20 protein-coding genes are annotated in these 21,328 nt (G+C 71.4%); 7 read left to right on the top strand and 13 right to left on the bottom strand.

Annotation, left to right across the window (positions count from 1 at the left end):
• Positions 1–112 precede the first annotated feature (112 nt).
• The 5 genes from CHB94_RS24730 to CHB94_RS23130 form a co-directional block, all read right to left on the bottom strand.
• On the bottom strand, positions 113–409 hold the full coding sequence (locus CHB94_RS24730) for a hypothetical protein (protein WP_141137613.1): 297 nt from the start codon (positions 407–409) through the stop codon (positions 113–115).
• A 241-nt stretch (positions 410–650) separates the two neighbouring features.
• Positions 651–1,565, bottom strand: a complete 915-nt coding sequence (locus tag CHB94_RS23145; protein ID WP_089338904.1) for a cyclase family protein — start codon at positions 1,563–1,565, stop codon at positions 651–653.
• Positions 1,566–1,898: 333 nt separating this feature from the next.
• On the bottom strand, positions 1,899–2,630 hold the full coding sequence (locus tag CHB94_RS23140; protein WP_089338903.1) for an enoyl-CoA hydratase/isomerase family protein: 732 nt from the start codon (positions 2,628–2,630) through the stop codon (positions 1,899–1,901).
• A 468-nt stretch (positions 2,631–3,098) separates the two neighbouring features.
• Positions 3,099–5,441, bottom strand: a complete 2,343-nt coding sequence (locus CHB94_RS23135; protein ID WP_217899468.1) for a penicillin acylase family protein — start codon at positions 5,439–5,441, stop codon at positions 3,099–3,101.
• 45 nt (positions 5,442–5,486) lie between these two features.
• Entirely contained in the window at positions 5,487–6,398 is a 912-nt protein-coding gene (locus tag CHB94_RS23130) for a polysaccharide deacetylase family protein (protein ID WP_089338901.1), read from the bottom strand.
• 415 nt (positions 6,399–6,813) lie between these two features.
• Between CHB94_RS23130 and CHB94_RS23125 the strand changes: the two genes are divergently transcribed.
• From CHB94_RS23125 to CHB94_RS23110, 4 genes are read left to right on the top strand one after another with little or no spacing between them, the layout of a single operon-like run.
• Positions 6,814–7,542: a DUF5058 family protein gene (locus tag CHB94_RS23125; RefSeq protein WP_217899467.1), complete on the top strand. Its 729-nt coding sequence runs from the start codon at positions 6,814–6,816 to the stop codon at positions 7,540–7,542.
• Positions 7,543–7,565: 23 nt separating this feature from the next.
• The gene (locus CHB94_RS23120; protein ID WP_089338899.1) at positions 7,566–8,312 is read left to right on the top strand and encodes a hypothetical protein; all 747 of its coding nucleotides are present in this window, start codon (positions 7,566–7,568) and stop codon (positions 8,310–8,312) included.
• An 18-nt stretch (positions 8,313–8,330) separates the two neighbouring features.
• Positions 8,331–9,578, top strand: coding sequence for an amidohydrolase (locus CHB94_RS23115; RefSeq protein ID WP_089338898.1), 1,248 nt, complete (start codon positions 8,331–8,333; stop codon positions 9,576–9,578).
• A complete protein-coding gene (locus tag CHB94_RS23110; RefSeq protein ID WP_089338897.1) occupies positions 9,578–9,763 on the top strand; it encodes a hypothetical protein in 186 nt (61 codons plus the stop codon). Before CHB94_RS23115 ends, CHB94_RS23110 begins: the two co-directional genes overlap by 1 nt.
• 330 nt (positions 9,764–10,093) lie before the next feature.
• Here the strand turns inward: CHB94_RS23110 and katG are convergent, their stop codons facing one another.
• The gene (gene katG, locus CHB94_RS23105) at positions 10,094–12,313 is read right to left on the bottom strand and encodes a catalase/peroxidase HPI (RefSeq protein WP_217899466.1); all 2,220 of its coding nucleotides are present in this window, start codon (positions 12,311–12,313) and stop codon (positions 10,094–10,096) included.
• 35 nt (positions 12,314–12,348) lie between these two features.
• On the bottom strand, positions 12,349–12,783 hold the full coding sequence (locus CHB94_RS23100; RefSeq protein ID WP_089338907.1) for a Fur family transcriptional regulator: 435 nt from the start codon (positions 12,781–12,783) through the stop codon (positions 12,349–12,351).
• A 192-nt stretch (positions 12,784–12,975) separates the two neighbouring features.
• Here CHB94_RS23100 and CHB94_RS25485 point away from each other — a divergent pair, with 192 nt between their 5' ends.
• On the top strand, positions 12,976–13,431 hold the full coding sequence (locus CHB94_RS25485; RefSeq protein WP_089338895.1) for a hypothetical protein: 456 nt from the start codon (positions 12,976–12,978) through the stop codon (positions 13,429–13,431).
• 74 nt (positions 13,432–13,505) lie between these two features.
• On the opposite strand, the gene CHB94_RS23090 is transcribed toward CHB94_RS25485, so the two are convergent.
• The 4 genes from CHB94_RS23090 to CHB94_RS26870 all read right to left on the bottom strand — a co-directional run bounded on the left by CHB94_RS23090 (position 13,506) and on the right by CHB94_RS26870 (position 15,537).
• Complete coding sequence (locus tag CHB94_RS23090; RefSeq protein WP_089338894.1) at positions 13,506–14,222, bottom strand: SGNH/GDSL hydrolase family protein; 717 nt, start codon at positions 14,220–14,222, stop codon at positions 13,506–13,508.
• Positions 14,223–14,376: 154 nt separating this feature from the next.
• Entirely contained in the window at positions 14,377–14,967 is a 591-nt protein-coding gene (locus tag CHB94_RS23085; protein WP_089338893.1) for a nitrile hydratase subunit alpha, read from the bottom strand.
• Positions 14,964–15,260: an SH3-like domain-containing protein gene (locus tag CHB94_RS26875; protein WP_176445712.1), complete on the bottom strand. Its 297-nt coding sequence runs from the start codon at positions 15,258–15,260 to the stop codon at positions 14,964–14,966. The genes CHB94_RS23085 and CHB94_RS26875 overlap by 4 nt, the downstream gene beginning before the upstream one ends.
• Positions 15,253–15,537 (bottom strand): SH3-like domain-containing protein, encoded by a 285-nt coding sequence (locus CHB94_RS26870; protein ID WP_176445714.1) that lies wholly within the window; start codon positions 15,535–15,537, stop codon positions 15,253–15,255. Before CHB94_RS26870 ends, CHB94_RS26875 begins: the two co-directional genes overlap by 8 nt.
• Positions 15,538–15,876: 339 nt before the next feature.
• On the opposite strand from CHB94_RS26870, the gene CHB94_RS23075 reads away from it, so the two are divergent.
• The gene (locus CHB94_RS23075) at positions 15,877–16,623 is read left to right on the top strand and encodes an HpcH/HpaI aldolase family protein (RefSeq protein WP_089338892.1); all 747 of its coding nucleotides are present in this window, start codon (positions 15,877–15,879) and stop codon (positions 16,621–16,623) included.
• 173 nt (positions 16,624–16,796) lie between these two features.
• Here the strand turns inward: CHB94_RS23075 and CHB94_RS23070 are convergent, their stop codons facing one another.
• A complete protein-coding gene (locus CHB94_RS23070) occupies positions 16,797–18,098 on the bottom strand; it encodes an acetyl-CoA hydrolase/transferase family protein (protein WP_089338891.1) in 1,302 nt (433 codons plus the stop codon).
• A 158-nt stretch (positions 18,099–18,256) separates the two neighbouring features.
• Here CHB94_RS23070 and CHB94_RS23065 point away from each other — a divergent pair, with 158 nt between their 5' ends.
• Complete coding sequence (locus CHB94_RS23065) at positions 18,257–19,075, top strand: glucose 1-dehydrogenase (RefSeq protein ID WP_089338906.1); 819 nt, start codon at positions 18,257–18,259, stop codon at positions 19,073–19,075.
• A gap of 20 nt (positions 19,076–19,095) precedes the next feature.
• Here CHB94_RS23065 and CHB94_RS23060 read toward each other — a convergent pair whose 3' ends face one another.
• Positions 19,096–20,391, bottom strand: a complete 1,296-nt coding sequence (locus tag CHB94_RS23060; RefSeq protein ID WP_176445713.1) for a wax ester/triacylglycerol synthase domain-containing protein — start codon at positions 20,389–20,391, stop codon at positions 19,096–19,098.
• Positions 20,392–21,328: the final 937 nt, after the last annotated feature.

Genomic DNA, 21,328 nt, shown 5'->3' with positions numbered 1-21,328 from the left:
GGGCTCGGCCGGCTGGAGCGCCACGCTTCGCGACGTGACCGGCAGACCGCAGCCCGGGGGACACTGCCGGGTGGAGCACAAGGAAGCGATCTGCCAGTAGCGTCCCGCCATGTCAACTGCGGGTGACAGGCGGGGCCCTGCCTGCCGAGGGTCTCCAGAAGAGCTGTGCGACCTCCGCCCGGTCGTTCAAATCCGTGAGGTTTCGGTTGCTGTCGATCGTGTCGTGGCGGACCCGGAAGTGGCCGTTGATCAGCGGGATGCCGGTGGCCGCGGCCTTGGGTCGGGCGCGGTAGGCCTCTCCCGGGGTCCTGCGGGCCTGGGGCGACCGGGTCTGCGGCACAACAGCCGGCTGCACCACATCGGCATCGGCCGCCGTCACGCCGGCACACCCGTGCTCGTCCGGGTCCACGACCTGCACATCCGCGTGCTCAGCACCAGCGGACAGCTGCTGCGCGACCTGACCCTGGACCCCCGCCGGGAGTCGCCGGGGCGCCTCGCTCGACCACGGTCGGCGGCCCACCACTGGGCCCGGAAGGACGTCGGGGGCCGCGCGCTGAACGGGTCCGCTCCGCATCAGGAACGACGAGTGGGACGTCGTCGCTTCGACCACACCGAGCTGCGCGCCGCCACGGGCCGTCGTAGTGCGCGGTCTACCAGGTCGCCACGACCCGGCAGGGGCCACCCGAGCCCTCCTCCCACGGGACCAACCCCACCGTGATCGTGGCCCCGCGTGGAGGTACCTGGTCCAGGCCGGCCAGGGCTTCCAGCCCCCAGCGGTCGGCCCGGCCGAGGATCTCGTGGACGGGGAAGGTGGTGGAGTTCCCGGGATCCGTGCTCAGCGTGTCCACCCCGATCCCGATGACGTCGCGATCGGTGACCAGCAGGTCGCATGCCTCGGCGTCGAAGCCGGGGAAGGAGAAGGTGACGTCCTCGGGATCGTCGGTGCCGCGGAAGAGAAGGTCACCGCCGGCCCAGCGCGACGCCCAGCCGGAGTTCATCAGGACAGCGGTGCCCGGCTGGATGGGCCCGTGGTCCCGCTCGAAGGCGTGGACGTCGTCCACGGTCACCATGGCGTCGGAGTTCCGCGCCGCCTTGGCGCGGATGTCGATGACCACCGCCGGTGCCACCAGTTCGGCCACCGCGATGTCGTGCGACAGCCGCCCTCCACCGATGACGTGACCGGGGGCGTCGAGATGGGTGCCGACGTGCTCGGTGAACGTCCAACGGTTGTTGTAGAAGGCGAACTCGCCGGGCGAGGCCGGCGGCTGGAAATTCTCCCGCGTCGGCTTCTCGTTGCCGAAGGTCGGCATGTCGGGGGAGAACACGTGGGTCAGGTCCACGACTCGGTGGGGCAGGTGGGACGGTCGGATGCGGGCACCGGCCGGCGCTGCGGCGGCGGGGGTGCCCGACGCGAGCGCGACGGCGGCCGCGCCGAGACCCGAGGCCAGGAGCCCCCGGCGGGACAGCCGTGCCTTCTGCGGCACGTCCTCCTGGGAGGCCCCGGAGTCGGCATGCACGTGGGCCACTCGTGACCGCACGGCGTCGCTGGTGCCGTCGATGCACATGGCGCCTCCTCCACTCTCGCCCAGCGTGACGATGACAGGCATCAACCCGCCGGGGCGGCCGGCAGTCAAGTAGCCCGCTCAGTCCGGGCTCGCTCATCGGCGTGCCTCCACCACTGGGGACGTCCGTGGTGACGCAGTGGCGGACCGGTCGCTGGGAGCAGGCACGTCTGCGATCCCGCGCGATCCGGTCGGTGGGCCAGCGCCCCTGACGAGGTCCCGGGTCGCCGATGACAGCGTCGTCGCGGGGGGGAGGGCCGACTGCCGGCTTCGGGCAGGGTCACCGCCCATCGGCCCGGAAGGGCCGCGCCTGGGGAGCCGGTTCGCTGCCGAGAGCTACTGACGCCGGGCCAGGGCCGCGAGCGCGGCCCCGATCCGCAGTCGGGTGTCGTCGGAGGTCCAGCCGGCGAGGACGGCCGCGTCGCCGTCGGCGGTCGCCTCGATCGCCGCGTTGGCGGCGAGATGGAGCTGAACCTTGGCCAGCCGGTAGGACTCAGGCGACCGGGAGGCCAGCTCAGCGGCCAGCGCCACCGCCCGCGGAAGCAACTCGCCCGGCTCGGTGAGTTCGTCCACCATCCCCAGGGCCAGCGCCCGCTCGTGGTCCACCGTCTCCGCGCCGAGGAGCACCCGGCCGGCACGGGAGCCGAGCGCATGCCGGACGATCTCCAGGGCGGGCGTCGGGAAAGGCACGCCGACCGCCAGCTCGGTCAAACCGATCCGTCCGCCCGACATCAGCCGCAGGTCACAGGCCAGGGCCAGCACGCAGCCACCGGCGATGGCGTGCCCGTTGACCGCCGCGACCGTCGGCCGCGGATGGTCGAACACGACGCGATACGTGCGGGACAGCGCAGCCAGGAGCTCCTCGGTATACGGTCGGCCGCCGTCCAGGATCCGGTGCAGGTCCACCCCAGCGGAGAAGGACGATCCGCTGCCGGTGATGACCAGCGCCCGGTCGGACGCGGTGACGGCCTCGGTGAGGGCGTTCAGCAGCTCCACGTCAAGGGCGCCGACCCGACCGTGCTCGATGCGCAGGACGGCAACGTCATCTCGATCCTCGGTGATCAGCATCGGGCCATCATCCACCTACCGCGGTATCGCGCCGGACGACGCGAATCCCGCGTGAACGGGCCGACGAGTGGCTCGCCACTGCTGCAACGCACGGCCACCCTGCCCACCGATGGCGTGCCGCTGATGGTCGTCTCGGAGCGACTGCACCACGTCAGCGCAGTGACCACGCTCACCGTCTACCGGCACGTGCACCCCGGCATGGGTCGCGAGGCGGCGGACCGCTTCGCGGCGCCGCTCGAGAGCCGATGCGGGCGCGAAGCATCACGCGGGTGTCACGAGGGCTTCAAAGGCCCCTACCGCAGAACACCCCGGGCTCCTGTTCTGCAGGGACCCGGGGGTGAGGCCGTGTCCGAGGGGCGACGTGCTGCACACGCACACGCCCAGGACCTCGACATGACCACGCAGCAGCCGCTGCACCCCGGGACGCATGGATGCAGCGGTCGTCATTCGTCGAACAGACCGCCGAGCTCAGCTCTCCGGCTCGGCGGGCTGACCGATCGGGCGCAGATGAATGCGCCGCTCGGTCACTGCCTCGACAGCCGCACGGCTGTAGCAGAGCGGGAACGCCTCCCCACGGCTCCATGCCTCGAACAGGTCGGAGAAGTGCGGGCTGTCGGGGTCGCCCGACTGCCCTGGGCTGTTCATGACCAGCGAGCCGTCCCAGTCGCCGACGTCCACGACGATCCGGAAGGTCGCTCCGCCGGTCTGGACGAACGTGTCGGCGAGGTAGGCCGTGTTGCCGACGGTGTCGCCGCTTCCGCCGCGCGCCGCGGGCCCGACCGCGAGGCGCGCCTGGGTGTCCTCGCTCATCAACGGGGACAGCGCGTGCGCGAGGCGGGAGACGTGCAGCCGTCCCCACGCCCATGTCCCGCGGTCCGGGCCCAGCAGCTGCTCCACCTCGGCGACGGCCGGTGCCAGGGTCGACCGCAGGATCTCGTCGAGCACCGCCTCGCCGTCCTCACCCAACGAGTCGACGGGGTGCTCCAGGATCGCCACGTCCGTCCGGGGGTCGGCCAGGAGGCTCTCCTCGGGTGTCACCTTCCTGACGACGGCTTCCACCTGGTCCGCCGGCACCAGCCGAGCCACCGCCGCACGCAGAAGGGCGGGCCGGAGATGGCGTCGGTACCAGACCTCGAACAGCGCGCCCGGGGCCGACTCCGGGGAGAGGTCGCCGTCCCAGGCCGTGAGCAGCCGCAGCGCGTCGTTCGTGGTGTCGTCGTCGGCCGTCACCGAGGCGAGCCGCCGGAGGATCCGGCGGGCCGGAAGGCTGACGAAGTCCGATTGCAGTCGCACGCAGTCCTCCGGTGAGAACCGCCGGTCGCCTCCGAAGACCTCGGCGAGCCGCTCGGCTCTCGACGAGGGATACCAGTCGAACGAGATCACCTTGTCGTGCGCCGGGTAGTCCTCGGGCAGGTTCATCTCGTTCGCGGTGGCCAGCCAGCCCTGTTCCGGGTTGCTCGCGACCGGCAGCTCGTCCATGTCGCGGAAGCCGGCCCACTCGTAGCGCCCGTCGCCGGGGACCGGCAGCGTGCCGTCCCAGTTGGGCCGGATCGGCGTGAGCCCGGCCGGCTTCCAGCCGATGTTCCCGGCCGGGTCCGCGAACAGCTGGTTCTCCGGCGGCGTGCCCCACCGGTTCATCGCGGCGAGGAACTCGTCCCAGTTCGTCGCCCGCATGTAGTCCATGCTCCCGAGGTAGGGAGCCGTCCCCGGCTCCAGCCAGGCCGCCCGGACGGCGAACGCGGTGTGGCGCTCGGCGTCCTCGTAGATGACCGGGCCGTGCCGGGTGTACCGCAGCTCGACCTCGACGTCCTCACTGTCCCTGACCTTGACCGTGTCACGGACCACCCGCATCGGTTCCCAGCCGTCCTGGTAGCGGTACTCCATCGGGTTGTCCGGATTGGTCCGGTAGACGTACAGGTCCTCCTGGTCGATCGAGAAGATCGTCAGGCCGAACGCGATCCGTCCGTTGTGACCGATGGAGATTCCGGGCAGAGCGGGCTCGCCGGCGCCGATCACGTCCAGGCCGGGTGCTGACAGGTGCGCCACGTAGCGCAACGAAGGGACCGACAGCGCCCGGTGCGGGTCGTTGGCCAGCAGCGGACGCCCGGTGGTCGTCCGGTGGGGGGCGAGCACCCAGTTGTTGCTGCCCTGCAGCACCGGCTCCTTGACCCCGCTGAGGTCCGGCGGGTCGATCGCCAGGCGGTAGATCCGCTGGACGTCGTCCGGGAACAGCGACAGGTCCAGGCCCTCGGGGACCACCAGATCGACCGGAGGTTCACGGCGCCGGCGCAGGTCCTCGACCCGGGGGTCGTGGTCGCGCAGGATCAGTGCCCGCGCGACCTCGGAGTCGAGGTTGTAGTACAGCCCGTTGGACCGGATGCGGGCGAAGTCCTCCGGCGCCCAGAACGCCGGCTCGTAGCCCAGCTCGCGGAACTCCAGGGGCAGCAGCTCCCGGTCCCGGAGCGCGAGGCGGATGTAGGCGTTCACGCCGTCGACGAACGCGCCGGCCACCCGCTTGGTGTCCGAGCCGTACGACAGCCATTCCGGATGCATGTCCCCGCGGTAGTGGAAGAGCCGGGACGCACGATCGCGTTCGACCATCGACGGTCCGAACACCTCGGCGAGCAGGCCGAGCCCCCGGCGGCGCCAGAAGTCCAGCTGCCACAACCGGTCGCGGGCGGCGTTGAACCCCTGCACCCGGAAGACGTCGTACAGGGTCGAGGCGTACATGTGCGGGACGCCCCAGCGGTCGATCAGGATCTCGGCCGGGCCTTCGAGGCCGGGCAGTTCGTACTCCGCGTCGGCGGTCACGCCACCCACCCTTTCCGACGACCAGATGAGGTACCTGACGGGGCGTCAGGAAGCGCCGCGCCGTCCGGGCTCGGCGAACTCGGGATGCGCGGTCCGCCACTGGTCGAGCGGGTTCGCGGCCTTCCACCTGTCCACGAACTCGCTGATCGTCTCGAACACGACGCCGTCGTGGCCGGACATGTGCTGCAGCAGCCGTTCGAGCATGAGCATGCGGTGACCACGGCCGATCACCTGCGGGTGCATCGTCAGCGCGTACACCGCGCCCTCGCCGTCGAGGCCGGCGTGCCGGTAGGCGTAGTCGAAGTCGCCGCGCCAGATCTCCTCGATGTCGGAGGGGCTGGCGAGACCGGAATTGCTTCCCCACACGAACTCGAAGGGCGGGAAGTCGTCCAGGCCCCAGGTGACCGGGACCTCGACCAGTTCCACCGGTTCACCGAAGACGTACGGCTCCGTCGCGGATGCCTTGTCGCCCTGCCGCAGGTAGTACGGGTGGACGTCGTTGCCCATGCAACTCGAGTCGTAGTCGAACCCGAACTCGAGCAACAGATCGATGGTGTTCTCGCTGAAGTCCCAGGCCGGGGAGCGATACCCGCGCGGCCGGATGCCGACCACCTTGTCGAACGCCTCGAACCCGCGCTCGAGGTTGCGCCGCTCACCGTCCCGGTCGAACTTCTGCGGGTTCTCGTGGACCCAGCCGTGGTGACCCAGTTCGTGGCCGCTGTCGTGGATGCGACGGACGAGGTCCGGATAGGCGTAGACGCTGTGCCCGGGGACGCACCAGGTCGCCCGGACGTCGTAGCGCTTCAGCAGGTCGAGGATGCGGGGGATCGCCGCCGCGCCGAACTCGCCTCTGGACATCATGCTCGGGCTGGTGGATCCCATCGATCCGATCCACAACGAGATCGCGTCGAAGTCGAAGCCCAGGCAGACCGATACCCGTGCTGCTCCGTTGGTCATGACGGCCTCCGCTCCTGCTGAAGCTCCACCGACCGAGGGCCGGCGTGCTCGTGCAGGGGTACCGATGCACGAGCACGGCTCCTCCGTCTGGGTATCCCACCACGGAGCGCTGACGGTCACCAGGGCATCGCGGACGGGGAGCCCGCTGAGCGGTCACCCCCATCAATGGTGGGGAGGGCCTCCCGTCGGTCTGCGGTTCCACGGTCGCAGCGCGTGCGTCCGCTGGGCGGCTGCGGACTGCGACTGGAGCCCCTGGGGCTGTGCTGTCAGGCATGCCGGGAGGCCGCAGCTCACCTACCACAGATGCGGTCGCGCAGGATGCGACCGGACGTACTCCCGAAGAAGTACCATGACGGGGTTTCCGCGCCTTCGGCCTCGTGATCGGCCGGGTGCCGTCTCCTCCTGGAGGCACGCCGTGGAAGAGCTCTCGGCATACGTGAACTCCCCGGTGCTGTGGTTCTTCGCCCTCGGGGTCTTCGGCGTCATCATCGTGCAGACCATGATCTACATGCGCGCCGCACGCCGGGCAGGGCCGCAGCTCGACTTCCCCCGCGAGGACCTGAGGGCGTCGTTCCGTTCGGGTGCGGTCGCCGCGATCGGCCCGTCGCTGGCGATCGTCATCGTCGCGGTCGCGCTGCTGGCGCTGTTCGGGACGCCGGCCGTCCTGGTCCGCATCGGCCTGGTGGGGTCCGCTGCCACCGAGACCGCCTCGGCGAGCCTCGCTTCGGGAACCATGGGGGCGACTCTGGGCGGGGAGGGCTACACCCCCGAGGTGTTCACCGTCGCGTTCTTCGCGATGTCGCTGTCCGGGGGGATGTGGATGCTCGCCACCCTCGTCCTCACCCCGCTGCTCAAGCACGGCGACGTGAAGATGCGCGCGATCAACCCGGCGCTGATGGCCATCGTCCCCGCCGCGGCCCTGCTGGCCGCCTTCGCTTCCCTGGGCATCGCGGAGCTCGGCAAGTCCACCGGTCACATCATCGTCGTCGTCGTCTCCGCGCTCACCATGGCCGTGTGCCTGGCGCTGGCCAGGGCCCTGAACGCGGCCTGGCTGCGGGAATGGGGGCTGGGCTTCTCGATCATCCTCGGCCTGGTCGTCGCGTACTTCGTACACAGCGCCGGTCTCGGCCCGCCACCGGCCTGACGCAAGCGGGAGGGGAGCCGACCATGACCACCGCCGCCCAGACCGCGCAGTCGGCCTACGAGCAGTACGACCGCACCACGTCCCGGTGGGGTCGCATCACCATGGCGCTCGGCCTCCTCCTCTCCTGGGCGGCCCCCGTCTACCTGATCTTCTTCACGGACCTGCGGATCGCCCAGTCCGACCTGTGGACCGGTTTCCTGGCGGTGGGCGCCGTCTTCTGGGTGTTCTGGGTGCTCGAGCCGCTCACCTACTTCCCCGTCCTGGGCCCCGCGGCGATGTACCAGGCGTTCATGATCGGCAACATCGCCAACAAGCTGCTGCCGTCGGCCGTCGTCGCGCAGTCCGCGATCAACGCCAGGCCCGGCACCAAACGGGCGGAACTGGCCGCGGTGATGGCGATCTGCGGTGCCGCCACCGTGCACATCTTCTCGCTGTTGATCTTCGTCGGGATCCTCGGCACCTGGTTGGTGAGCGTCGTCCCCGAGGACATCCGCAGCGTGACCCAGATCTACATCTTTCCGGCCATCATCGGGGCCGTCGTGGTGCAGTTCGCCGTGTTCGTCAAGCAGCACCGGATCACCGTGATCGCTGTTGTGGTGGCGGTCCTGGTGCAGCTGGTCCTGGTTCCCAACGTCGCGGCGCTGGCCAACTACGCGACGGCTCTCGTGGTGATGAGCACCGTCGTGCTGGCGTGGGTGCTGCGCGACCGGTCAGCGCAGCCCGTTCCGCACCCGGAAGATCGCACCGAGCACATGGACGTCGGCGGCTGACCCAGGAAGGACCATCGGATGACGTCGGTGACGAGCGGCACCAGGATCTCGCCGGAGCTCCGGGACGAGCTGCACGCGCTGTACCGGCAGCTCCACGCCGCCCCCGAGCTGTCGATGCAGGAGCACCGGACGGCCGCGTTGATCACGGAGCGGATGGCCGCCCTCGGCTTCGAGACCTTCTCGTGTGGTGGCACCGGCGTGGTGGCGGTCCTGCGCAACGGTGAAGGTCCGGTCGTCGGCTTCCGCGCCGACACCGACGCCCTGCCCGTCACGGAGGACACCGGGCTGGATTACGCGAGCACAGCCCATGGCAGGCTGCCGGACGGCACCGAGGTGCCGGTCATGCACGCCTGCGGCCACGACACCCACATCACCTGCGCGATCGGCGCCGCCGCCCTGCTGGTGGGCAGCCGCGACAGCTGGTCGGGGACCGTGGTCATCCTCTTCCAGCCCGGCGAGGAGACCAGCGAGGGCGCCGCGGCGATGGTGGCGGACGGGCTGTGGGACCGCGCGCCCCGGCCGGAGGTCATCTTCGGCCAGCACGTCTGGCCCGGCCGGGCCGGTGAGGTGGAGATCTCCACCGGTCCGGCGATGGCGATGGCCGACAGCTGGCGGGTGACCGTGCACGGCCGCGGCGGACACGGCTCGCGACCGGAGGACACCGTCGACCCCGTCGTCCTCGCCTGCCACATGGTGGTGCGCATCCAGAGCATCGTGGCCCGAGAGGTGCCCCCGCTGAAGTCGGCGGTGGTGACGGTCGGCAGCTTCCACGCGGGCCTGAAGGAGAACATCATCCCGGCGACAGCGGTGTTCACCCTCAACGTCCGCACCCTCGATCCCGAGGTGCGCGAGCGGGTGCTGGCCGCGCTGCGGCGCGTCATCGCCGCCGAGGCCCAGGCCTCCGGCGCCCCGGAGCCGGAGATCGAGGAGTTGTACACCTTCCCGCTGCTGGACAACGACCCCGAGGCGACGGAGCAGATCAAGGCGGCGCTCGCCGCGGCACTCGGCCCGGAGAAGGTCCGCGACACGTCGGCACAGATGGGCAGCGAGGACTTCGGGCACCTGCCGGGCGCGATCGGCGTGCCGAGCGTGTACTGGTTCTTCGGCGGGATGCCGGACGAGGTGGTGAACGGCGACCAGCCGGTGCCGTCGAACCACTCGCCGTTCTTCGCGCCGGTGATCGAGCCGACCCTCGTCACGGCCGTCACCGCCGCGTACGCCGCGATCATGTCGCGGGTCGGGCCGCAGCGCGGCGGGACGTCCTGATGGCAGCGTTCGAGGACCTGTCCGCCCAGGAACTGGCGACCGCGATCCGGCGGAGAGAGATCTCGGCGCGCGAGGCCCTCGATGCCCGCTACGCCCGCATCGACGCGAAGGAATCGAGCCGCCGGCTCCAGCCGAACGCGAGTGCCAGCGGTGCCCGGGAATGGCTGAGCCCCCACGCCCGATGACCGCGGGGGTTCGCCGGTGTCCGAGGGGCGACACGCTGCATACGCACACGGCTGCGTCTCGCGGTCGCCTGGGCGCACGTCGGGTGGTTCCCAGGGGGAGCGAGGCGTTCCGGTGCAGAAGGCGCGAGCCCCCGGGAACGTGGCGGTCCCGGCTCCGGACCGACGGCGACCCCATGGCGTCGTCCACGCGTGTGTCATGGTCTGTGCCGGGTGCCGGGTGCCGGGTGCCGGGTGCCGGGTGCCGGGGCCGGTTGCCGGTGAACGGACCGGCTGGATGCGCGGACGCCCCGGCCCGCGGAGTGCGGACCGGGGCGTCCGGACGGGTGGTGTCTACCGCAGGTCGAAGCGGTCGAGCTCCATGACCTTGGTCCAGGCGGCGACGAAGTCCCGCACGAACTTCTCCTGGGCGTCGTCGGCCGAGTAGACCTCGACGATGCCGCGCAGGATCGAGTTCGAGTTGAACACCAGGTCGGCCGCGGTGGCCGTGCGCACGACGTTGCCGTCGGCGTCCAGCCCCTCGTAGACGCCCTCGGTGGCGACCGAGGTGCGCCACGAGATACCCAGGTCGAGCAGGTTGCGGAAGAAGTCCTGCGACAGCACGCCCGGCCGGTCGGTGAACACGCCGTGCTGCACGCCGCCGGTGTTGGCGCCGAGCACCCGCAGGCCGCCGACCAGCAGGGTCATCTCCTTGGCGGTGAGCTCCAGCATGTAGGCCCGGTCGACCAGGAGCGTCTCCGGCTCCAGCTTGTTCCCCGGCGCGATCCAGTTGCGGAAGCCGTCGGCCCGCGGCTCGAGCCAGCGGAAGTTGTCGACGTCGGTCTGCTCCTGCGAGGCGTCGGTGCGCCCCGGGCGGAACGGCACCGTCACCTGCACGCCCGCGTCCGCGGCCGCCTTCTCCACCGCCGCGCTGCCGCCGAGCACGATCAGGTCGGCGAGCGAGACCTTCTTCCCGGTCTGCTGCTCGAACTCGCCCTTGACCCGCTCGAGCACCGGCAGCACGTCCCGCACGCCCTCGTTGACCGCCCAGCCGATCTGCGGCTCGAGGCGGAGCCGGGCACCGTTGGCGCCACCGCGCTTGTCCGTGCCGCGGTAGGAGGCGGCGGCGGACCAGGCGGTGTGCACGAGCTGCGACACGGTGAGCCCGGAGGAGAGCAGGCGCTGCTTGAGGTCGGCGATCTCCGCCTCGCCCACGAGCTCGTGGTCCACGGCGGGAACCGGGTCCTGCCAGATCAGGTCCTCGCTCGGGACGTCGGGGCCGAGGTAGCGGACCTTCGGGCCCATGTCGCGGTGCAGCAGCTTGAACCAGGCACGGGCGTACTGGTCGGCGAAGTACTCCGGGTCGTCCCGGAAGCGCTCCGCGTACGCGCGGAGCTCGGGGTCGACCGCGAGGGCCATGTCGGCGGTGGACATCATCGGCGGGTTCTTCTTGCCCTCGATGTGCGCGTCGGGGACGAGGTCCTGCGCCTCGGGGTTCTTCGGCTGCCACTGCTTGGCGCCGGCCGGGCTCTCGACGAGCTCCCAGTCCCAGCGGAACAGCATCTCCCAGTAGGTGTTGTCCCAGGTCGTCGGCGTCGGAGTCCAGGCGCCCTCCAGGCCACTGGTGATGGTGTCGGCGCCCTTGCCGGTGCCGTGCTGGCTGATCCAGCCGAGGCCGTTGCCGTGCACCGGGCAGCCCTCGGGCTCCGGGCCGACGAGCTCGGGGTTGCCCGCGCCGTGCGTCTTGCCGAAGGTGTGCCCGCCGGCGATGAGGGCGACGGTTTCCTCATCGCTCATGCCCATGCGGCGGAAGGTCACCTTGATGTCGTGAGCGGACGCGAGCGGGTCGGGCTGACCCTTCGGGCCCTCGGGGTTGACGTAGATCAGCCCCATGGTCACGTTCGCGAGCGGACCCTCGTCGAGGTCGAGCGGGGTGTTGTCGGCGTAGCGCTCGTCGCCGAGCCAGGTGTCCTCCGGGCCCCAGAAGACCTCCTCGGGCTGCCAGGTGTCCTCGCGGCCGAAGGCGAAGCCGAAGGTCGGCAGCCCCATGTCGTCGTGGGCGACGTTGCCGGCGAGCAGGAGCAGGTCGGCCCACGAGAGCTTGCGGCCGTACTTCTGCTTGATCGGCAGCAGCAGGCGGCGGGCCTTGTCGAGGTTCGCGTTGTCCGGCCAGCTGTTGAGCGGGGCGAAGCGCTGGCCGCCCTGCCCGCCACCGCCCCGCCCGTCGGCGATGCGGTAGGTGCCGGCGGAGTGCCACGACATGCGGATGAACAGCGGGCCGTAGTGGCCCCAGTCGGCCGGCCACCAGTCCTGCGACGTGCGCATGAGCTGGGCGAGGTCGCGCTTGACCGCCTCGACGTCGAGCTCGGCGAACGCGGCCTTGTAGTCGAAGTCCGCTCCCAGCGGGTCGGAGTCCTTCGAGGGCTTGTTCAGCACCGACAGGTCGACCTGGTTCGGCCACCAGTCCCGGTTGCTCTGCGGGCGGCGGTTCGTCACCTGCGTCGGCGACGGGATCGCCGGGTTCTCGCTCTCGCTGGTGCTCTCGGTCTGGACCTTGTTGGTCTCGTCCTTCACGGTGTGCCTTTCTGTGCTGCGGATCGGTCCGGGGATCAGGGGACGGACGGGCGGGGGCTGCAGGCCGGGCAGCGGCCCCAGTAGATGACCTCGGCCTCGTCGATCGTGTACCCGGCGTCATCGGACGCCGTCAGGCAGGGGGGCTCGCCCACCGCGCAGTCGACGTCGACGATGGCGCCGCAGGACCGGCAGACCAGGTGGTGGTGGTTGTCGCCGACCCGCGCCTCGTAGCGCGCGACGGAGCCCTGTGGCTGGATGCGCCGCACCAGACCGCTGTCGGTCAGGACGCGTAGCACGTCGTACACCGCCTGGTGCGACACCGCATCCAGGCGGGCGCGCGCGGCGCCGATCAGCTTCTCGGTGTCGACGTGCGGATGCGCGTGGACGGCGTCCAGCACCGCCAGGCGCGGGCGGGTGACCCGCAGCCCCGCCGCACGGAGTGAACGCTCGAGGTCTGCGACGTCCGGCACGGCCACATCCTGACGACTGTCCTTGAACAGGTCAAGAAACGGAGGTGGCGATCTGCCGGCATCGACCGGGCCCTGAGTACCTCCGGCACCTGGACACGGGCGCGTATGCGACTCGTCGGCCGCGGGAGCATCCTCCTGACGCGACCGTACAGGTCACCGCCTTGCCGGCCCGGATACGTGAGACTGCCTGCCGTGGCCGACCAGCAGGACGAGACGACGTGGTTCCCCAGCGCGGAGTGGTCGCGATGCGAGGGGCCGACGCCCTTCCTCGAGCGCGTGCGCGCCCTCGCCCCCGAGCGGCTCGCGCACCCCGACGGCGGCTTGCGCGGCACCAACAACCACATCCAGGTCGCCTGGGAGGACGGTGCGCTCGGCGGCTACTGGGGGGACGTTCACCTCTGGGACGGCTTCGACGAGCGGGACGAGGAGGCGCTGGCCGTCCGCGGACAGACGGCCATCCAGGTGAGCGCTCTGCCATCGGCCGTTCCCGCCTGCGACAGGGGCGCCTGTGCCCCTCGGCTGAGGTCACCGTGGTCGGTCAGGTCGCTGAGCCAGGACGTCACCCAGCCCCGAACCTTCCGTCCAGCCACCAGTCCGTTGCCGACCGAATGCCTCGTAGGGACGCTTGTCCGTCCGGCAACTCGTTGAGAACCGCTTTCCTGTCTGCCCTGTTGACGCTTCCGGCCGCGACAGGTGCAGCTCGGGGAGCCGGTCCCCCTGCGTCACGGCCAGAAGCCCGCTTCCCAAGCGACTCGGGCCAGTGTTGCCTGACCCCGAGCGCTGGGATGCCAGTAGTCGACCGGGCTGACGTCGGCGAGGTCGAAGCGGTGATCGAAGACGGCGTTCCGATCGTGTCGGCAGTTCTCTGCGTGCCGATCGCAGGCGGCGGCCATTGCGGCGTTGTAGGCCTGCACTCGTGCCCGGACGCGTTCGCGGCGGGCCTCTGCTGCGGCGCTCGTGTTTCCCGGGTCGGCCAGCATCGACTGACAGCTGCCGTAGGACTTCCATATCCGGCGCACCTCGGGCTGCTCCTTCCCGACCTCCCACAGGCGCGACAGGTCAGGGACGCTGAGCACGAGGATGTGCGCCTCCGGAAGATCACGCACAAGCGCGTCCAGGGCGTCGCCGAAAGCGTCGGTGTACTCCTCGACCGAGGTCATGGATGCCTCGTCCACGGCGCAAGCGTCGTTGGCTCCGATGAGGACGGTGACGTACTCCGGCCCGACCTCGGCCGCGGCCCGCACCTGGGAGGCGAGCCCCGCCACTCGGGCGCCGCTGACCGCCAGGTTGTGGCCGGCCGCGGGGTCATCGATGCCCAGTCGCTGCCGGTGGCTGTCGAGGTTGTCAGCAGTGCCTGCCGCCCACGAGGCCTCGACGCAGTCCCCGCCACGGTCGCAGGCCGCGTCGGCGCGGGTGATGGAGTCACCGAGCGCGGCCATGGACTCTGCGCGAGGTGGTTCCTTCCCCGGATCAGACCCCGGTAGAGGGCCGCTCGTGCAACCCGCGGCCGCCGTCACAGCCAAAGTCACTGCGAACAGTCGTCGGAGCCGGCGCACGATGTCCTTCCCGAGCCGGCCTGACGGTTGCGACCGGTCATACAGCCGCAGTCCCGATCAGGCCCTTCCGCGTGACGAGCCCGGCCAGCTCGGCCTCCGACATCCCTTCGGTCCCTTCGGGGCGACGCGGCACGACCATGTACCGGGACTCCGCGCTCGCGTCCCACACCGTGATCCGGGTGTCCGCGGGCAGTTCGAGCCCGAACTCCCGCAGGACTCCCCGCGGGTCCCGGACCACCCGGGAGCGGTAGGCCTCGCTCTTGTACCACGCCGGTGAGGGCCCGAGCAGGGCGATGGGGTAGCAGGAGCACAGGGTGCAGACCACGACGTGGTGCTCGCTCGCGGTGTTGGCGACCACCTTCAGCCGCTGCTCCTGCAGGCCGCCGGCCATCGACAGTCCCAGTTCCCGGATGGCCGCGTTGGCGTCGGCGAGCAGCCGTTCACGGAAGTCCGCGTCCACCCACGCGTGGGCGGTGATCCGCGCACCGTTCGCTGGCGACCCTCCGGCCAGGAACTCGTCGATGCGGCGATCGATCTCGCCGTCGTCGAGCAGGCCGCGCTCCTCGAGCAGGGCCTCGACGTGCCGGACCCGCTCGGCGATGGCCGCGCTGCTGTGGTCCCCGCTCATGGCGCCTCCTTGTCCTGATGGTCCGTGGTCGGCTCCAGGTAGTCCTCCCAGAGTTCGACCGTCACGGTATGGTCACCGGCACCGAACAGGTCCACCGCGGCGAACCGCACGTGATAGACCGCCTGCACCGTGCCCGGCAGGCCGCGGGCGCGGTCGTCGGCGAGGGGATGGTGGCCCGCGACCTCCGCCACCTGACCGACGGCGCCGCGGACATACCGCGGGAGCCGTGTGTGGCCGGTGGGATCGCAGGTGCCGGCGCGCACCGGGTCGCCTGGAACGAAACGATCAGGCACCGGCCAGTTCCTCCGGCGTCGCGACGCCTTTCTCGGCCAGCAGTGTGGTGATCGCCGTGAACCACTTCTCGTAGTAGGAGGCCGAGAGGTACGACGCCGGAGGCATCCGCTCGATGGCGTCGCGGAACTCGTCGAGGTTGTAGACCCCACGGCGGATCAGGGCTGCGTTGAGGGCGAGCACGTGCGCTTCCCAGTCCGCGTGGAAGGCAGGCTCGTCAGGTTCCTCGACGATATCGGGAAACCCGATCATGCCTCCGACGTCATTGATGCGGCTCACCCCGATGTTCTTACGCCTCGGCGCGAACCGCGTCGAGCCAGACGTGTCTCGCCTCGACCACGGCGTGAGAACGAACGCACCAGCGGTTCTGCTCGCCGCCGCACAGTCGTGGGACGACCTCAGGCGGTCTCCAGAGCGGTGAAGGCAGCCGTCCGGAGCTCGGCATGGGCCGAGCTGCCCGGGCATCCAACGTGGGTGCACTTCAGGGGCGTCCGGCGAGTCCGGCGGTCTCGGTCGCGCGCGCCGGAGCCTCCGGGCAGGATCGTCCCGGCGAGTCCCCGGGTGGTGTCCGACCTCGCCGTCCCGGTCGGGAGCCGCCGGCAGAAATGGGGTCCTGGGATGTCGGTCAGCGAGGTCGTTCTGCGTCGGCGGTGGTCCGCCGGGCAGCCGTGCCACGGTGTGTGGAGCCTGCTGCCCGGCGCGGTGACCGGTGAGGTGCTGGCACGGACCGGAGCGGACTACGTGGTGGTCGACCTGCAGCACGGCGCCATGGCCGAGGCCGAGTTGCCGGGCGTCGCAGCGGCCATCACGGCGGCGGGCGCCATACCGCTCGTCCGGACCCGCAGCGCGGCCTTCGCCGACGTCGGCCGCCCGCTCGACCTCGGTGCCCGCGGCGTCATCGTGCCCAACGTGCGCGACGCTGACCACGCACAGGAGGTCGTCGCCGCCTGCCGGTACGCCCCGGCCGGGAGGCGCTCGATCGGACGGCTCTCCGGCGGGGCCGACCAGCCCCTGGTGATCGTGATGGTGGAGACCGCCACCGCGCTCGACGACCTCGACGCCGTCCTCGCCGTCGAGGGACTGGACGGCGTCTACGTCGGCCCGGGCGACCTCTCCCTCTCCCTGGAGCTGACCCGCGACGCACACCGGGAGGAGCTGCGCGGCGTGCTGTCCTCGATCATCGCCCGGTCCACCGCCGCGGGCGTGCCCGTCGGAGTCCACGCCTACAGCGGTGAGGAGGCCGCCGGTTACGCCGCCGAGGGGGCCACGATGATCACGGTCGCCGTCGACGCCGCCTCCCTCGGCGAGGTCATGACGCGGCATCTCGGCGTCGCCCGCGCCCGCCGGGGACCGGACCCGCGGTGACCAGTCGTTCGCCACAGACGTGGCCGGGGCGGGCGCGGGCCGGGTACCGCGCACCGTGAAGGCCCGCGGTCGGCGACGGGGGCCGCCGTCGCCGCCGCCGCGACCGCCGCCGTTCCGTCCTCACGTCTGGCGAGGGTGACCCTGGCTGCTGTGTTCGCGTGTCGTGCAGGAGCTCAGAGAAAGCCCATCTCGCGCGCCGCACGCTGCAGGTCGTCGCGGAACTTCGGGTGCGCGATGGCTATCAACCTGCGGGTTCGCTCCCGGATGCTGCTACCGCGCAGCTCGGCCACCCCGTACTCGGTGACGACGTGGTCCACGACGTTCTTGAAGGTCGTGACCGCCGCGCCTGGGTGCAGCTGCGCCACGATCCGGGACACCGACTCATCGGCGGTGGTGGAGTGGAGGACGATGAAGGACTGGCCGTGCTCGGCGAACAGGGCGCCGCGGGCGAAGTCCGGCTGCCCGCCGGAGGACGAGAGGTACTCGCTGCCCAGCGATTCGGCTGCGCACTGCCCCAGGAAATCCACCTCGAGAGCCGCGTTGACCGCGGTCATGTGATCCTCGCGGGCGATGGTGCGCGGGTCGTTGGTGTAGTTCACCGGCCAGAACTCGACACCGGGGTTGTCGCCGACGAACCCGTAGAGCCGCCGGCTGCCGTACGCCGAGGTCGCGATGATCTTGTTGAGGTGCGTGCGCTTGCGGGTGTTCGTCACCACGCCCTTCTCGACGAGGTCGATGAACCCGTCGGAGAGCAGCTCGGTGTGGACCCCGAGGTGCTTGTGATCGCCGAGCATGCCCAGCACCTCGTCCGGGATCGCGCCGATGCCCGCCTGCAGCGTGGCCCCGTCCGGGATGCGTTCGGCGACCAGGGCCGCGATGTCGCGGTCCGTCGCGCGCGTCGGTCGCCGTGGCATCTCGGCCAGGGGGTAGTCCGCCGAACACCACCCGGAGATCTGGCTGACGTGGACCTGGTTCCCCCCGAACGTACGGGGCATCTGCTCGTTGGTCTCGAGGAAGAAGGGGACCTCCCCGATCATGGCGGCCGTGTACTCCGCGTCGGGTCCGAGGGAGAAGTAGCCGTGCCGGTCGGGCGGTGAAGCCGCCACCAGCACCATCGAGCGCCGCGTCGACCGGCGCATCAGGTGCGGCACCTCGCTGAAGTTGTTCGGCACCAGGTCGCACTGTCCCTGGTGGAAGGCCGTGCGGTTGGCCGGGGAGAGGAACCAGGAGACGTGCCGGAGGTGGGGGAGGAGCTCGCCGCGCATGTGGGGGCGCGCCCGCAGGGGCAGCATCTGGTGGATCCGGACGCCGGTGAGCCGGTCCGCGTGGGCCTCGATCGCGTCGAGGACGGTGACCGGCTCGCCGTTGACTGCCCCGACGATGAGGTCGTCGCCGGGGGAGATGAGGTCGAGGACCGCGTCCGGCGGACAGTGCTTGTCCGCCAGCACAGCGCTGATGGTCGGCGGCGTCGCCATGCTCGTCGCCTCCTTCGTCGGGGTCGACCGCGCGGACGCTACCGCCCGGCCGCCGCTGGCGGTGGCCTGACGCAACTGCCGTGCGCGAGGGCGGCCGCCGGCCCGCGGGGCCAGCTACCGTCGCACCCGCCACCGTGACCGGAGGGGCTGTCGTGTCCATGACCGATCAGCCCGTGGACGACGACGGCACCGTCCCCCGGCCGGGTCCGGGCGCCGGGTTCGACGGCCGCGTGGCGATCGTCACGGGCGGTAACTCGGGCATCGGGCGGGCAGCGGCGCTGGCCCTGGCCCGGGCCGGCGCCCGGGTGGTCATCGGGGCCCGCCGGGAACCCGAGGGCGCCGCCGTCGTCGCGGAGATCGAGGCGGAGGGAGGCGCGGCCACCTTCGTGCCGACCGACGTGACGCAGGAGGCCGACGTCCGCCGGATGGTCGAGACGGCGGTGCAGACCCACGGCCGCCTCGACATCGCGGTCAACAACGCCGGGGCCAACACGTCGACCGGTGCCTTCCCGGCGCTGACCGATCTCGAGGAGGTCGACTGGGACCGCATCGTCGACGTCAACCTCAAGGGTGTCTGGCTGAGCATGAAGCACGAGCTGCGGCCGATGTTGGCGGCCGGCAGCGGGGTGATCGTCAACACGTCGTCGGTGGCGGGACTGGTCGGTATCCGCAACTCGGCTGCCTACACGGCCAGCAAGCACGGCGTCGTCGGCCTGACGAAGGCCGCCGCCCTGGAGGTGGGAGGGCGCGGCGTCCGCGTCAACGCGATCTGTCCGGGCACGGTCGACACGCCGATGCTCGAACGCCTCCTCGAGGCGCAGCCGGAGCGCCGGGCCGCCTACGCCGCGGTGGAACCCCTGGGCCGCATGGCGGCGCCGCGCGAGGTCGCCGGCGTCGTCCTGTTCCTCTGCTCGGATGCGGCGTCCTACCTCACCGGAGCGGCGATACCGGTGGACGGCGGCTGGTCCGCCGGTTGACCGGGGGCCGCCGTCCCGGGTCAGGGTCGTGGGCCCCGGTCCGCGGCGACGGCGAGGTCCGCGGCGACGGCGAGGTCAGCGGCCTCCCGCTCCACCGAGCTCGCCAGCAGCCCGACGTCGTCGACGACCGCGGGAACGGCGACGATGCCGACGCACAACCGGTCGGCGACCGAGACCGCCGCCACCCGGAGGGCGTGGTGCGGCGCCACCTCCACCAACGGGTGGATCGCCTCGACCCGGGCCCCGAGCACGGTGACCTCGCGGTCGGGGCCGCGGATCGCGGACACGTTGACGGCGAAGGTCCGGCCGCTCCGCTGCACCCGCTCCGACCAGCTCGCCAGCCGTGGCGAGACCCGGGCGAGCCGGTCCAGCACCTCGTCCAGTTCCTGCGCGTCGTGGCGTGCCTTCCGCAGCGCGGTCTCCGCACGGATGGCGGTCAGCCGCGCCACGGGGTCCGGCTCGTGCAGGGGCAGGTCCACCCGGAACCAGGAGTCGCGGTTGCCGGCCGGGTCGTCGTCGTGGTGCAGGCTGACCGGCACCTTGACCCGGAGGGTGCGGACCGGCCCGTGCCGGTGCTCCAGCCAGCGGCGCAGCGCGCCGGCCACGAGCGCGAGCACCGCGTCGTTCACCGTCGCTCCGGCCAGCACCTGGGCAGCGTGGTGCAGGTCGGGCAACGAGACCGCGGCGAGCGCGACCTCGCGGTCGCGTCCCACCCGCGCGTCGAACGGGGATCGGTGCGCGGCGGGCAGGAACTCGCGCGCGAGGAGCCCGGCGAGGTGGGAACGCTGCCGCGGGTCGTCGATCGGCGGGCTCGCGTGGACGCCGGCGTCGGCGTGCGCGCCGTCGGCGGATGCCGGCGGGGGGTCCCACAGCACGTCGCGGGCCAAGCGCATCGCCGTCGTGCCGTCGGCCAACGCGTGGTGCACCCGCCACACCAGCGCGACACCACCGCCGACCAGTGGTCCGAGCAGATCCATCCGCCACAACGGTCGACCGCGGTCCAGGGGCTGCACGAACAGCCGAGTCACCGCCGCCCGCAGTGCGGCCGCATCGAGCGGTTCGGCTGCCATGATCGCACCGACGTGCCGGCCGAGGTCGAACCTCTCGTCCGGGCGCCACACCGGCGCATCGGCCGGACCGGCCAGGCGCCAGGTCATCTCCGGCGCGGCGGGCAGCCGCCGGCTCAGCGCCTCCCGCAGCGCCTCCGGGCCGGGCGCCCCCGCGGCCAGGCGGATGAGCTTGCAGGTGTGTCCGACCAGCCCGGGTCCCTCCAGCGCCAGGATCGCGCGGTCCTCGGCCGTCAGCGGGACCTCCACCGGAGCAGCGTCCCGCGGCGCGGCCACGGGGACAACTGCCGATCGGCCGTGCACGGCGTCCCCGCTGCACTGATGGTGACCCTGGGTACGAGCAGGGCCTGACACCGCTCATGTCGGGGCGAGCGCACCACCTGCCGGGCGGCGTCCCTTCTACCAACGCAGCCGCGAAGTCGGCGACACGCTGCTCGGCAGCTGGAGACGTGGCACCGGTTCGGGATGACCTGCTAGCCCCTGAAGCTGTGTCCGAGGGCCTACGTCCCGCCGGCGACGCCTCTCCCCAGTACGTCGACCTGCCGGAACGGCGGATCGGTCACGATCGAGCCAAGCGTCGGGGACTTGCGACACCGCCAGGCCCATCGCACGGACGATGACGAGTTGGTCCTCGTGGCGGACGGCGATATCTCATCGAGCTGACCAGTACCGGCAAGATCGCCGCACGGGGACATCACGCGGTCTTCGAGGGTAACCTCGTGATCCCGGTGGAGAGCTGCGACATCACCCCGGGAGTGGAGCACCTGCTCGGCCGCGAGCAGGGAGCCCACGACACGGACGTCGACGAGGACTGACGACGGTGACCAATGCCGGTTGGTCCGGCCAGCCCGGCGGGGCGGCGGCAGCCACCGTCCCGAGATGAGGTGTCAGCTCGGTGTCGACAGGCGACGAGCGACCTCCCATCACGAAGGGCCCCTCGCCGGGTGTAGAGCGCTGCCAGCTGAAGGCCGATCACCCGGCCCGGGCGGGTGCCGGGGCGGTCAGGGGGTACCCCGACGCTTCGGCGACGTGCCTCGCAGCGGGCGTCGTCTGGTGGTCGCTGGCAGTGTGGACGGCATGGCCACTCCCTCTTCCGTCGTCGTGGTGACCGGTGCGAACGGATTGGTGGGTGCCGCGGTGTGTCGGGCGCTCGTGGAGCGGTCGGCGCAGGTGCGTGCCGTCGTCC

Source organism: Blastococcus mobilis (genome assembly GCF_900188025.1).
Classification (GTDB): Bacteria; Actinomycetota; Actinomycetes; order Mycobacteriales; family Geodermatophilaceae; genus Blastococcus_B; species Blastococcus_B mobilis.
The sequence above is the reverse complement of the archived record's forward strand: the minus strand, read 5'-3'. Positions and strand labels throughout refer to the sequence as shown.

Excerpts from the sequence above, each read along its gene's own strand:
- CHB94_RS23140 (WP_089338903.1), bottom strand. The coding sequence starts at position 2,630 with ATGCTGATCACCGAGGATCGAGATGACGTTGCCGTCCTGCGCATCGAG.
- CHB94_RS23130 (WP_089338901.1), bottom strand. The coding sequence starts at position 6,398 with ATGACCAACGGAGCAGCACGGGTATCGGTCTGCCTGGGCTTCGACTTC.
- CHB94_RS23065 (WP_089338906.1), top strand. The coding sequence starts at position 18,257 with ATGACCGATCAGCCCGTGGACGACGACGGCACCGTCCCCCGGCCGGGT.
- CHB94_RS23070 (WP_089338891.1), bottom strand. The coding sequence starts at position 18,098 with ATGGCGACGCCGCCGACCATCAGCGCTGTGCTGGCGGACAAGCACTGT.
- CHB94_RS23115 (WP_089338898.1), top strand. The coding sequence starts at position 8,331 with ATGACGTCGGTGACGAGCGGCACCAGGATCTCGCCGGAGCTCCGGGAC.
- CHB94_RS23090 (WP_089338894.1), bottom strand. The coding sequence starts at position 14,222 with ATGGCCGCGCTCGGTGACTCCATCACCCGCGCCGACGCGGCCTGCGAC.
- CHB94_RS23085 (WP_089338893.1), bottom strand. The coding sequence starts at position 14,967 with ATGAGCGGGGACCACAGCAGCGCGGCCATCGCCGAGCGGGTCCGGCAC.
- CHB94_RS23075 (WP_089338892.1), top strand. The coding sequence starts at position 15,877 with ATGTCGGTCAGCGAGGTCGTTCTGCGTCGGCGGTGGTCCGCCGGGCAG.
- CHB94_RS23120 (WP_089338899.1), top strand. The coding sequence starts at position 7,566 with ATGACCACCGCCGCCCAGACCGCGCAGTCGGCCTACGAGCAGTACGAC.
- CHB94_RS23110 (WP_089338897.1), top strand. The coding sequence starts at position 9,578 with ATGGCAGCGTTCGAGGACCTGTCCGCCCAGGAACTGGCGACCGCGATC.
- CHB94_RS23145 (WP_089338904.1), bottom strand. The coding sequence starts at position 1,565 with ATGTGCATCGACGGCACCAGCGACGCCGTGCGGTCACGAGTGGCCCAC.